Below are 13,192 nucleotides of genomic sequence, written 5' to 3'. Positions count from 1 at the left end.
GTGCCACGCAGTGGTGTATCGAAGGGTCAGGTGAAAAATAAACAAGGTAAAGTTTTTCTTAATGCGCATCCTTCGATACATTTTTGCAAGCAAAAACACTCAGGACGAGCGGGAAAAAGTAACAGAAGTTATATTGACAACATTGATGAAATAACCAGATAAGCAAAATACACCTTATGTACACAAAAAAATCACACATTCACTTTGTTGGTATCGGCGGAATAGGCATGAGTGGCATTGCAACCATCTTAAAACAGCAAGGCTATGCCATTTCTGGTTGCGATCCTGATATTAAGCAAGATACCATAGCGCAGTTAAAAAAATTAGGTTGCGCTGTATATCATGGTAACAACTCCACCGCCTGCGATGATACAACAATTGATATTCTTGTGTATATTCAAATGTACGCGACCACAATTCCAGCTGTTACAGCAGAAATCACACGCGCACAAGCACGCGGCATTCCTACTATTGCACGCGCGCGGATGCTTGCAGAACTTATGCGAACAAAATATAGCATAGCAATTACTGGTTCACACGGAAAAACAACAACTACTTCCCTTATTTCTCACATTCTGATTGAAGCCCAGATGGATCCAACCGTTGTAATTGGTGGACAACTTAAAAACCTTTCTTCCAACACTCGTATGGGAAACGGAGATTTTTTAGTTGCAGAAGCAGATGAGAGTGACCGGTCATTTTTACAACTCCTACCCACTCTTGCGATAATCACCAACATCGATTTAGAACATCTTGAAACATACACAGATTTGGATGACATCAAACAAGCTTTTGCGCAATTCATCAACAATCTTCCATTTTATGGAAAAGCAATTGTCTGTATTGATGATGAAAACCTACGCTCACTATTACCCATCGAACACATTAAAACAATCTCGTATGGCATAGAACAAGAAGCAGATTTTTGTGCGCGCAATATTATACTGAATGCCGATCACTCAATTTTTACTCTCTATAAAAAAAACAATCCTGAACCGCTCGGAAATGTTATGTTACCAATGCCTGGTAAACATAATGTTTACAATTGTCTTGGAGCAATTGCGCTTGCGCATGAACTTGCTATCGACTTTGAAACCATAACAAACAGCATTGCTTCTTTTGGCGGAATTGAAAGACGATTCTCCTTCCGCGGTACTTATAAAGGTGCAGAGATTTTTGATGATTACGGTCATCACCCAGTGGAAATTGAAAATACGCTTATTGTTGCGTGCAAACGCGCAAAAAATAAGGTCACAGTTGTTTTTCAACCACACCGATACACCCGTACGCAAAAACTATGGCAACAATTTTTGTCCGCTTTTTACAAAAGTGGAATAGATAGGCTGATTATTACTGATATCCACTCGGCTGGCGAACAACCAATTGATACAATTAGTAGCGAACGCTTGGCTCGCGAGATACAATCACTCAATCCATCGTTTTTTGTACAATACGTGCCTTTTGAAGATAACTTTGCGCAAATAAAAGAAGAAATAGCACGATCTGTTGAGGTTAATGACCTCATCTTGTTCCTTGGCGCAGGAAAAGTATATCATATCGCTCAGGAAATAGCCGAATAACCCATCCAATCGATTGTTTTCATATTTTTTATCATTTAAAATTCCAAACTATTGCCTTTATTGTGATTCTATTTGTAATATTATAGAGAATATAATAGTGTCTATAACAAAGGAGATTTCTCAATGGTGAACAAGAAACTTATTGCTCTTTTAGTAGCAATTTCAACAATTTCAGCAATATCAGCAGAATATGGTGAATGTTACCGTGATGCAGACGGATACCGTCATTGCAAAGGTGTAGTTTCTGCACCAGTTCAAGAAAGTGGAAATGTTGTTAAAAGAACAGGTCTTTTTGTTGGTAACGTATTCAGCGGTGGCAGAGCATCAGAAAGCTATGAAGAAAGACAAGAAAGACATCAACAAAAAAGAGACAGAAATAGAGCACGCGAAGATCGTTACTAACTACGACTAACAGTTAAGGGATTTTTTATGATGAATAAAAAATTGATTGTTCTTTTAGTTGCAATTTCAACAATTTCAGCACTATCAGCAGATTGTTATATCGATAACGATGGCTACAAACGTTGTTACGTTGGACGAGCAATAAACCCTGAGGATCTTCCTCGAGTTGGAAAAGAAACAAAAAATCTTTCGGATAACGACAGAAGAAATATGGAACAAAGAAATCAACAAGAAACAAACTGGCGTGAACGTATGGGAAGAGGAACCTATCGCGTACCTCCAAACAATCCATATGATGGCTCATTTTATAGTGATCCAACGTATTCAATAGGAAACGGAACAAATAGAAATATGGGGAATAGATAATGAAAACAGTTAATAAAGTAATGTTATTCGTTTTTGCATGCTTAACACTTTCTAACCTACCAATTCATTGTTTTTACAATGATGGATACCCAAGCGGTGCACTGAGTGGCGCTGCAATTGGTGGCCTTGCTGGTGGTAGAAAAGGTGCGGCAATTGGTTTAGGTGTCGGCGCAGGAATGGACATAATGGGTGCAGCAGCTCGATCAGATCGTCGCCGTTACGATGACGATTATTATGATAGAGATTATAGATCTTCACGTCGCTCAAGAAAACAACGCATGAGAGATCTTGAAAATGAAAACGCACAACTAAGACAACAATTGCAATACCAAGAATAAAAAAATCCCTCATCCCAACCCACTACTTATGAGCGAGCCTCTGTGCTCGCTCAAACCCCATATTACACTTCGTTACATATGGGGACCCCAGCGGAGCTAGGGATAAAAATATACGAACATCATTTATCTAGACAATAACTTGATTTTTTACATAAATAAAAATACACGAGTGTGAAGAATGATGATCATCATTCTTTATGATCACGGTACAATACCGGTTGGGACTTTCGAATTGCAACAATACTTCTGCAGAATCAAAAGAAACAAGATGTTGCCATCCATAACGTTCCATTTGATTCATAAAAAATTGTATCGCTTGAGTTTGCGAAAGTGGACTTTTGTAACCAAAAACTAATGTGTCAGTTTCTGTTGTGTAATCAGACGGGATAATACGTTCATCATAGAGAGGGATTGGAATATCAACTAACATTGCTTCCTGTTGAATAATAGTATCAAGAGTTTCATTCTTACTATCAATTAACAATTCATCAACATTATTTTTTTGCGGATATGATTGATGTTTTGTGCAAGAGGAAAGAAGCAAACAAAACACAAGCAAAACGCAACGTACTTTTACCAAATCCTACACCCCATGCTACGATTCTCTTCACATGGGGACCCCAACAAAGATCGACGAAAATTATTATGATTGAACTGGGCCACCAACAGAGACTTATGCTAAGCTTTTACAATGATATTACTCAGTAACTGCCTCTTTTTCAGTTGTTTTACGTTTTGCAATTGAAGCTTTTGTTTCTACAAGTTGCTTAACGTGTGCAGCTTTACCAACTTTTTTACGAAGATAGTATAACTTAGCGCGGCGAACATCACCTTTACTCAAAACTTTTATTTCTTTGATAAGTGGTGAAAAGAAAGGAAAAATACGTTCAACAGCAATTGAATTATCTGCTATTTTGCGCACGATAAAAGTACTTGATGCACCTTTTTTATGAATGGCAATTACGTTGCCCTGAAATGCTTGCAAGCGTTCTTTTCCTGCTTCTTTAATACTCTGTGATACAACAATCGTATCTCCAATACCAAATGTTGGAAGTTCACGATTTTGCATACCTATGCTGCGAATTGTTTCTTTAGTATAAAATGCTGCTTTTGACATGTGGAATCCTCTTACGACCTGTTTCGTATAAATATTTTTAAATATAACCTAAAAACTGTATTCCAGCAAATATTATAACCCAATATTCACTTAGTTCCATATTGGGTGCCCACTGAAGGACGCCAGAAATGGGCTGTAAAGTATCAGAATGAGCGCGATGGGTTAACACCAAGCCACCTATCAAGAACAATAGCCACTGCCGATCGCACCGATAGATGATTAAAATCAGAAAAACCGTTAACCGGAAGCAATAGATAGTCACATTGCGCGATTACTTCTGGAGAAAGCCCTTGGCCTGTACCAAAAAGCATCAAGACCGGCCTATCACTTTCCCAAACTTTCTTTTGATCATAGTAAGAAACAATCTGTTGCGCATCTGCCATTTGAGCTGATGTTGCCACAATAAGCGGTTTTTTACCTTCTTTTTCTTCTATCTCTCTAATAACTTCATGCAAAGAACCAAGCAATTGAGCAAGCTGAATGGCATCATAGCGACACCTATTATATTCAAAGCCTATTCCCTTTTTCCAAAAATCGAACATTTTTTGCACAATTTTTTGCTGATCAAGCAAAGGCGTTACTATAAAAAATCCTTCTATTCCATATGTCTTTGATGAACGAGAGATATCATGAATATCAATAGAAGTGACTGATGTTACACCCGGTTTTCGCTCTTCACCTATGAGCACATCGCTGTGCATAAGCGCCACATAATGTGGTGGAATATAGTGTCGTGCTAATTTTTTATCATGATCTGTTACATTATGAGATCGCAACCACAAAAAATGCTCTCGCACTGTTTTTTGAACTGCATGCTCACTGCGCCATTTTTCAATAGCTGCGTGGTTTCCAGAACGAAGTACATCAGGAACACGTTTGCCTTTCCACTCAAGCGGTTCGGTGTAGGAAGGAAAATCAACAAATGGTCCTGCAAATGATTCACGCGCAACCGATTCTTCCTTGCCAACAACGTGAGGTATAAGTCGTAAGACACCTTCAAGAAGCAACATCGCTGGCACATCGCCACCCATAATAACAAAGTCGCCCATAGAAAGAATCATATCTGCATACTCATCTTCCACCCGAGCATCCATTCCTTCGTAGCGTGCAGGTATAATCATCAAATGCCCACATTTCTGTGCGCGAGCTACAATAGTTTCAAAGACACGCTGATCAACTTTTTCACCTCGTGGCGAAAAGAAAATCTTAAACGCTTTACCATACTTCTGCTCTTTATCCTCAATCGCCTTTTGAACAACATCAGGACGAATGAGCATTCCTGCTCCGGGACCAAAGGTAGGAGCATCAATACGCTCTTTTGGTTGAACATACGAAAAAAACGATTGTACATCTATGTGTACAATCCCTTTTTCTTGCGCTCGACCTACCAAACTTGTGTGGACAAATGGATTATATAACTGCTCAAAAACAGTAAGAATTGATATTTTCATTAAGGCACAATTTCTAACCCCATGTTCCACTTCATTTCACACGGGGACCCCGGGCGAAAAATAACGAAACCAAGGATAAAAGGGAAGTTAAGTTAAAGGTTTACCGAGACAATTCAAGTGAAACTTTTTTTCCATTGGATGCCGCTACATCTATCAAGGCACGCAGTGATTTAATTGTGTGCCCTTCTTTTCCGATAACGCGGCCTCGGTCATCTGGCGCTACTTTAATTTCAAGAAGACTACCATCTTCTTTCTCAGTAACACTCACTACAACATCATTCGGATGCGAAACCAATTGTTGCACTACAAAAGTTACCAGTTCTCTTATCATACTCTCGCCTTACGCTGTTTGTTCAGCTTTTTCCGCTTTCACAGCTTCATCAGCACTTACTTGCACAGGAGCTGCTGCTGCTGATGTTCCAGACTTTTTGTACAAGCGATAGATTTTTTTTGCTGAATCTGTCGCGATTGCACCTTGAGCCAACCATGCTTGATAAATATCTTCATGGAACTGAATAACTGAACCATTAACCGGATCGAACGTTCCAACATTTGCAAGCACTTCTCCATCTCTCTTGCTACGAGCATCTGTCGCTATAATGCGATAAAATGGTCTATTTTTTGTTCCGATTCGAGATAAACGAATTCTAACTGCCATAGGAAATTTCCTTGCTAAAACTGACAAAATATGTACATATTGTACCCCATGCTACGTTACTCTACGCACGGGGACCCCTAACTAAAGAGGTTTTTTGGGCCTAAACTGACCCAAATTTATTTAATAGCTTAACATATTGTTTCGCTTCTTCAAAGCGTTTCAATAGCATAGCCACCTCTTCAATCTTTACACCGGCTCCAAGAGCTACGCGTTGCATCCTTGAATTATTCAAAACACTCGCATTCAATCGCTCTTTTAACGTCATGGAAGAAATAATTGCACGGAACCTTACCAATTCAACTTCTCCCCGCTGAATCATCTCCGGAGAAATCTTTGCACCCATACCGGGCATATACTTGAGCAATTGAGAAAGCGAACCCAATCTATTCATCATTGACATCTGATCAGCAAAATCCTGCAAAGAAAACGATCCTGACTTAAATGCTTTTTCTGCTTTTTCTTGTTCGTTGGCAGCAATTTTCTCTTCTGCATGTTCAATAAGACTACGAATATCGCCCATACCCAAAATACGCTCTGCTGCTCTATCAGGATAGAAAAGATTTAAATCGGTAACTTTCTCACCTTCACCAACAAATAATATCGGCTTTTTCAAGACAAAACGAAATGCAAATGCGGCTCCACCGCGCGTATCACTATCCATTTTAGTTAAAATAGCACCATGAAAACCGATTATATCATTAAATGCTTTTGCTATTGCAAGCGACTCTTGTCCCGTCATTGCATCAAGAACTAAAAATTTATAGCTCGGTTGCAGTAGCGCATCTACTTCTTGCAACTCGAGCAACATTGTATTATCGATGTGCAAACGCCCTGCAGTATCCAACAACATAACGTCATAGCCGTTATGTTGGCAAAAGAAAGAAATTTCTTTTGCTGCCATCACAGGATCGGTGCTTTTCGCACGATAAAAAGTAACGCCTACTTGTTTTGCAAGAATTTCAAGCTGATCTATTGCTGCTGGACGATAAAAATCTATAGATCCGACAAGAATTTTTTTGACCTGGTTATTTTTTTCAGCATCTTTTTTAATTTTGTATGCCAACTTACCAATTGTGGTTGTTTTACCTGAGCCTTGCAATCCCATAACCATTATTGTTGATGGAAAAGAGAATAAGAATGCTTTATCGTGCCCACCAAGAAAATCAATAAGCTTATCTTGCACAACCTTCATCAACTGCTCTGCAGGCTTTAGTTTTGCGGTTATTTTTTGCCCAACAACTTCATTTTTTACCGATTCAATGAATTGCTGCACAACACCATACGGAACATCCGCCTCAAGCAATCCTCCTTGAACAGCCTCAAGCGTTTCTTGAATATTATCTTCTGTTAAGGTTGTAACTTCAGTCAGACGAGAAAAAAGAGATGAAAATTTTTGCGAAAGAAAATCAAACATACCAAAAATCCTTTTACAAGACACAAGAATGCGCTTTATTTTTTTATTGGATTATCTTATCACAAAACTTCCCCTCAGGCCATACCTAACGCTACACAATAAGCAAATTTATGCTATAATTGTAAAAACTATTGACCCTCAGACGGCTTAAAAGCGATCAAATTTATGAAAAAACAAGCTACCGCTACCACAGTCCACCCAAAAACGCTTCTGTTGGGCGTACAAACACCTGAACATTACTTAGTCAATATGGAATCATATTTTGAAGAATTTCGTAATTTAGCTCGCACAAATGGCGTGCACGAACCTGAAGAAATGATGATAAAAATTCGTGACATTGACCCGGGTTACTTTTTGACCAAAGGTAAACGTGAAGAAGTAAAGAATTTTTGTGATGAAAATGACATTGAAGAAGTGATTGTATCTGAAGCACTTTCTTCACGTCAAGCGGGTAATTTGGGCGAATTATTACATTGCAAGATTTTTGATCGTACTGAACTTATTTTAGAAATTTTTGAAAAATCTGCTCACACCGCCGAAGGTAAAATGCAAGTTGCTATCGCGCAACTTCAACATAAAAAATCACGTCTTGCAGGAAAAGGTGTTCACTTTGCTCAGCAATCTGGTGCCATTGGTGTCCGCGGCGGTTTTGGTGAAACAGCAAAAGAAAAAGAAACTCGTCACATTGAAGACGGTATTCTACAACTTAAAAGACATCTGGCAAAAATGCATAGCGCACGTGAAACACAACGCAAACAACGCCTGAGCAATAATGAGCCAAACATCTGCCTTATTGGATATACCAACGCAGGAAAATCAACAATTCTTAATATCTTAACCAACAGTAATGTACTTGCCGAAGACAAACTTTTTGCAACACTTGATACCACAACACGCTCGTTGTTTATTGATGGTAAAAAGAAGGGTACAATTTCTGACACTGTTGGATTTATTCAACAACTTCCCCCACGATTAATCGATGCATTTAAATCAACACTTTCAGAATTACATCATGCCGATTTATTGCTCCATGTAATTGATGTTGCAGATCCAGGCTGGGAAAATCATATTCGCGTAGTTCATGAAATTTTAACAGATTTACAAGTCGAAACACCGATGTTATATGTTTTCAACAAAGCAGACAAAACTGATACAACACTGTTAAGCGGCGCACTTGAAAAATATCAACCTTATGTGGTTGTTTCATCTTTATCAAAAAAAGGCATCGCTCCTTTGGTTAAATATATTAAGAATTGGATGCCAGACGCAGATAAAAATTAAAAAACTTGGAGCCCTCGCATTTCGCTATGTTATATGAGGGCTCCAACAAACAATAATTTAAATTCTTACTTAACTTCCAAAGGCTTATTCACATCAATCTCAAGCTTATTACCATCTTCAAAATGTATGTGCAAAATACCATGTTTTTCATTGTCCCAATCTGTTGATTTGACGGGACGATTAAAATTGTCACTATGAAATAAAAGTTTGCTGGGATTATCTTTGTGAAAAAAGAAAACAGTGTGTGCTGTTTTATCTGAACCCATTACCGGTGCATTTATGGGCGTCGCTACACAATTATCCTTATGCAGATCCATTCCAATAATCATCCCACCATAAGACCACTCAATAACAAAATTTTTTTACCCATACATGAAATCATAGCACCCTCGTATTTTAAAAAAACAACTACCTTTTTACATCAATCAGGGGTTATCATACATACATCTAAAAAATTGTACATTCTTTCTATATCTTCAAAATGAATTGTTACATTGATAAAAAATCCTTTCTTGTGTATAACAAAATCAAAATGTGAAAACACAAAAAAGGAGTTTTTTTATGAAGCAAATCAAAAATACACCCTATTCTATCCTCGCTTCATCCTTCGATACACCACCTACGGTGGCACTCAGGACGAGCGGATCAGAGTCAACCCCAAAGTCTAAGAAATATATTCTCTTCTTTCCGCTCGCCCTGAGTGTTTTTGCTTCAAAAACGTATCGAAGGGTTGCGTTTCTGCTTCTCGCAATATCACCCCTTTGCCACGCAAAAGATACAATTACGTTTCAAGCAATAGAAAGTTATATAAATAAACCACAACCTCATTCGCATGTTGATTACCTCTCATTCGAAGCACTCTGCAAACACGCAAACGGACTTTTCTCACTTGAACATTATGAAGAAGCAATTGCATTTTATAAACAAGCTCTTGCATTAAATCCTACAAGTGCGCAAATTTTTTTTAATCTGGGACAAGCACTTTATTATGCAAAAAAATATCCTGAAGCTTTATATGCTTACAAAAGAGCCATTCAATACAAAAAAGATCATCATCGCGCATTTATGCAAATCGCAAAAATAATGATCGATGTAAAACAACCAAACGATGCAATTGATCCACTAAAAAGATCGTTGTTCATAGAACCAAAAAATGGGGATGCTCGCATCCTGCTTGCACGCCTCTACAACGATAAGCATTTTTTTAATCAATCAATAGATATTATTACCGAAGGACTTGAACTTGAACCAGATCATATCAACTTACGCTTTGAACTTGGTAACACATACAACTTAGTTAACAGACTTGATGAATCTCTCGCAATATATCAATATCTCGATCGCCTTATACCAAACAATCCATCAATATTATACAATATTGGCTTCACCTTCAAAAAAATGGGACTCCTGGCAGAATCACTTCCATACTACAATAGGACACTTGAACTTAATCCAGACCACTCGGAAGCAATCTTTAGTCGCGGACTTGCATACCTTGTCATCGGCGATTTTGAAAAAGGATGGCATGGTTACGAATGGCGCTATAGTCGCCCCTCACAAGGATCACTGCGCAGTTACGATGCACCACGCTGGGATGGTTCAGATTTGCACGGTAAAACAATATTGATTCATGCTGAACAAGGCCTTGGTGACACATTCCAATTTATTCGTTACGCAAAATTGGTTAAAGAAAAAAATGGCATAGTAATTGCAGCGGTACAAAAACCACTCATCACTATCATGAAACTTTGTAAATATATTGACCAAGTCATTTCAGTTGATGAAACACCGCCCCATTTTGATGTACATTCACCAATTATGTCATTACCTTACGCTCTTAAAACAACTCTTGATACAATCCCTGATGAGATACCATATCTATACGCTAACGAAAAACTCGTCACCGATTGGAAGCAGAAACTTGCTGCAGATAAAAATTTCAAAATCGGAATCTGTTGGCAAGGAAACGATAACTATGCAACACCACTACTGCGCGCAACTGTCGCACAAAAATCAATTCATCCAAAACAATATGCACCAATTTGTGAAGTTCCTGGTGTAAGTGTATATAGCCTGCAAAAAACTACCGGAACTGATCAGCTTAATGATCTACCATCTCACATTAAAATCATTACTTTTGAGGGCGATTTTGATCAAAGCAATGGTCGCTTTATGGATACAGCTGCAGTGATCAAAAATCTTGATCTTGTGATTACCGTTGATACATCAATCAGTCACCTTGCGAGTGCTCTTGGCACGCCAACGTGGGTAATGCTTCCTAATCCTGCTGATTGGCGCTGGATGCTCAATCGCACTGATTCTCCGTGGTATCCAAAAGTACTGCGATTGTTTAAACAACCAACACCAGGAGATTGGGAAACAATGATTTTGGAAGTAGCTGAAGAACTGACCCTACTTCGCCAAGGCTACGAAGGGCAAGAAAAACATATTGCCCAGAAGGTCAAATAATTAATCTGTGTTCGTATCCTTCGACAAGCTCAGGACGAACGGGGAGTTTATTATCAAAACCTGCTCGTCTTAAACCTCGATGATTCAAACACCAATTATTGTGGTCATGTTTATAAAATATAGATCATCATCCCGTTCGTCCTGAGCCTGTCGAAGGATACGAACTCAACCGAAAAAACACTATGAAAAAAATAATAATCGCCGTGTTAATATACGCAATTCCACTACACGCAACACCATCACTAGAAACAGGAATGGAGTATCAAAAAGGTGAACAATACACTCAAGCCATCGCATGTTATGAAGAACTGTTAGCAGATAATCCCGTCAACATCAATGCATACTTCAGTCTAGGATGCTGCTATCTTGCAATTGGTAACAAAGAAAAAACTATTGCAGCATTTACAAAAGCTCTGCAACTAGATCCACACGCACTTGCTGCCAAATATAACTTAGGCTATGCATACAAAACATTTGGCGAAATAGACACCGCAATTACAATCTACAAAGAAATTATTAGTGAAAATCCTGATTATGAACCAGCACAACTTGCTCTTGGATTTGCATACATTACGCAGGGAGACTTTGAACGTGGCTGGCAACAACATTCACGATATCTTGCTCAAAGTGGAAAAAATGGTGACAAGCTACGATCGTTTTTGGAAAACAATGACATCCCATACAAAAAAATTCTGTTGCGTCCCGAAGGAGGCCTCGGTGATACACTTAATTTTGTACGCTACGCAAAGCTATTAAAAAATATGGGCGCAGATGTTATTGTCAACTGCCAAAAACAGCTTGTTCCATTGCTTTCTCGCTGTACCTGCATTGATCAGCTAATACCATCTGGCACACCTATACCATCATACGATGCGGATGCAACACTCATGAGTCTTCCTGCAATTTTTGCTGATACTCAAGATACGGTACCCAAAGATATACCATACATTTTTGCAGATCCAACACTCATCACATACTGGCAGGAACAACTTGCTCATGACACCAATTTTAAAGTTGGTATTTGTTGGCAAGTGGATGTACACAATGATATGTCAAAATTACCTATCGCTCGTCGTGGATATCCACTAGAATGTTTTGCTCTTTTAGGCGATCTTGAAAACGTAAGTTTTTATAGTCTGCAAAAATACGATGGTACAGAACAGCTTTCCACACTACCATCATATTTTAAATTACATGCATTCGAAAATTTTGATGAGCAAGCAGGACCATTTATGGACACCGCAGCACTCATCAAAAATCTTGATTTAGTAATCACCGTTGATACTGCAATTGCACATCTGGCTGGTGCTTTAGGCTGTAGTGTATGGCTATTGCACCCATATGCAACTGCTGATTGGCGTTGGATACATGGAAAAACTGATTCATATTGGTATCCAACAATGCGAATTTTTAAACAACACAAACCATTTGGCTATGACGATGTGCTGAAAGAAGTGAAAACTGAATTAAGTAAACTAAGCATATAAAAATGGCACAAAAAAAAGAGGGGCTTAAAAAAGCCCCTCTTTTTTTTGTGTTTTAATCTGTTTTCTTACTACCTGTAACCATGTGCATACCTGTCACAACTAACTTTGCAATTATTTGCGGACCTACTGCCTTAACGGTATCTTTTATAGGAGAATTAACATGCTTACCAACAGTTCCCGGTACAATGTCACCAGAACCCAAGCTATGTCCATTTTTAGCAAGGCAACGACCAACTTTACGAGCAACAAAATTAGCCATAAAATTAGTCGCTACATCTACGAATTCAACATTTTTGCTATCCGTCACATAACCCATCGTTTCCATGGCAGCTTTTGCGGCATCTGCATCTTCAGGCAAAGCAGTTGCAAAAGCGATAGCACCGATCGTAGCTTTGTTATTCTCAACAAATTGTACAGCAGCATTCTTATCTGCCCAAGCATTTCCAACAGAAATAGCCGCAGCTACCACGACAACATGAGAAATTGTACGAAATGTATTCATGAAAGAACCCTTTTTTTTAGAAACAACAATTCACAGGTTAATCTATACCATACAATACAAATATCAACATAAAAATGAAACTGTTATCAAAAAAATCATTACTGCTTTACTTTATTTTTATTTTTTT

Annotated in this window: 15 protein-coding genes; 7 read left to right on the top strand and 8 right to left on the bottom strand. The window is 38.4% G+C overall.

Features of this window, described 5'->3' with window-relative positions; genetic code table 11:
- Positions 1–176 precede the first annotated feature (176 nt).
- The 4 genes from murC to VJJ26_03245 all read left to right on the top strand — a co-directional run bounded on the left by murC (position 177) and on the right by VJJ26_03245 (position 2,686).
- Positions 177–1,580, top strand: coding sequence for a UDP-N-acetylmuramate--L-alanine ligase (murC, locus tag VJJ26_03260; protein ID HLC07181.1), 1,404 nt, complete (start codon positions 177–179; stop codon positions 1,578–1,580).
- Positions 1,581–1,703: 123 nt separating this feature from the next.
- Positions 1,704–1,982, top strand: coding sequence for a hypothetical protein (locus VJJ26_03255; GenBank protein ID HLC07180.1), 279 nt, complete (start codon positions 1,704–1,706; stop codon positions 1,980–1,982).
- 27 nt (positions 1,983–2,009) lie between these two features.
- Positions 2,010–2,348, top strand: coding sequence for a hypothetical protein (locus VJJ26_03250; protein ID HLC07179.1), 339 nt, complete (start codon positions 2,010–2,012; stop codon positions 2,346–2,348).
- Complete coding sequence (locus VJJ26_03245) at positions 2,348–2,686, top strand: hypothetical protein (protein ID HLC07178.1); 339 nt, start codon at positions 2,348–2,350, stop codon at positions 2,684–2,686. Before VJJ26_03250 ends, VJJ26_03245 begins: the two co-directional genes overlap by 1 nt.
- A gap of 127 nt (positions 2,687–2,813) precedes the next feature.
- Here VJJ26_03245 and VJJ26_03240 read toward each other — a convergent pair whose 3' ends face one another.
- The 6 genes from VJJ26_03240 to ffh form a co-directional block, all read right to left on the bottom strand.
- Entirely contained in the window at positions 2,814–3,266 is a 453-nt protein-coding gene (locus VJJ26_03240; protein HLC07177.1) for a hypothetical protein, read from the bottom strand.
- Between the two features lie 117 nt (positions 3,267–3,383).
- A complete protein-coding gene (gene rplS / locus VJJ26_03235) occupies positions 3,384–3,803 on the bottom strand; it encodes a 50S ribosomal protein L19 (protein ID HLC07176.1) in 420 nt (139 codons plus the stop codon).
- 143 nt (positions 3,804–3,946) lie between these two features.
- Positions 3,947–5,254 (bottom strand): tRNA (guanosine(37)-N1)-methyltransferase TrmD, encoded by a 1,308-nt coding sequence (trmD, locus tag VJJ26_03230; protein ID HLC07175.1) that lies wholly within the window; start codon positions 5,252–5,254, stop codon positions 3,947–3,949.
- Positions 5,255–5,354: 100 nt separating this feature from the next.
- Positions 5,355–5,585, bottom strand: coding sequence for a KH domain-containing protein (locus VJJ26_03225; protein ID HLC07174.1), 231 nt, complete (start codon positions 5,583–5,585; stop codon positions 5,355–5,357).
- Between the two features lie 9 nt (positions 5,586–5,594).
- Positions 5,595–5,912: a 30S ribosomal protein S16 gene (gene rpsP, locus VJJ26_03220; protein ID HLC07173.1), complete on the bottom strand. Its 318-nt coding sequence runs from the start codon at positions 5,910–5,912 to the stop codon at positions 5,595–5,597.
- 100 nt (positions 5,913–6,012) lie between these two features.
- The gene (ffh, locus tag VJJ26_03215; GenBank protein ID HLC07172.1) at positions 6,013–7,326 is read right to left on the bottom strand and encodes a signal recognition particle protein; all 1,314 of its coding nucleotides are present in this window, start codon (positions 7,324–7,326) and stop codon (positions 6,013–6,015) included.
- Between the two features lie 165 nt (positions 7,327–7,491).
- Between ffh and hflX the strand changes: the two genes are divergently transcribed.
- Positions 7,492–8,607, top strand: a complete 1,116-nt coding sequence (hflX, locus tag VJJ26_03210; protein ID HLC07171.1) for a GTPase HflX — start codon at positions 7,492–7,494, stop codon at positions 8,605–8,607.
- 65 nt (positions 8,608–8,672) lie between these two features.
- On the opposite strand, the gene VJJ26_03205 is transcribed toward hflX, so the two are convergent.
- Positions 8,673–8,936, bottom strand: a complete 264-nt coding sequence (locus tag VJJ26_03205; protein ID HLC07170.1) for a hypothetical protein — start codon at positions 8,934–8,936, stop codon at positions 8,673–8,675.
- A 232-nt stretch (positions 8,937–9,168) separates the two neighbouring features.
- On the opposite strand from VJJ26_03205, the gene VJJ26_03200 reads away from it, so the two are divergent.
- Positions 9,169–11,076 (top strand): tetratricopeptide repeat protein, encoded by a 1,908-nt coding sequence (locus VJJ26_03200; protein ID HLC07169.1) that lies wholly within the window; start codon positions 9,169–9,171, stop codon positions 11,074–11,076.
- Positions 11,077–11,258: 182 nt separating this feature from the next.
- On the top strand, positions 11,259–12,563 hold the full coding sequence (locus tag VJJ26_03195) for a tetratricopeptide repeat-containing glycosyltransferase family protein (protein ID HLC07168.1): 1,305 nt from the start codon (positions 11,259–11,261) through the stop codon (positions 12,561–12,563).
- 52 nt (positions 12,564–12,615) lie between these two features.
- Here VJJ26_03195 and VJJ26_03190 read toward each other — a convergent pair whose 3' ends face one another.
- Complete coding sequence (locus VJJ26_03190; GenBank protein HLC07167.1) at positions 12,616–13,065, bottom strand: hypothetical protein; 450 nt, start codon at positions 13,063–13,065, stop codon at positions 12,616–12,618.
- Positions 13,066–13,192 lie beyond the last annotated feature (127 nt).

The sequence above is a fragment of the Candidatus Babeliales bacterium genome (assembly GCA_035288105.1).
Taxonomy (GTDB): Bacteria; Babelota; Babeliae; order Babelales; family Vermiphilaceae; genus SOIL31.
Note: the sequence above shows the minus strand (reverse complement) of the source record. Positions and strands in the feature narration are given on the sequence as shown.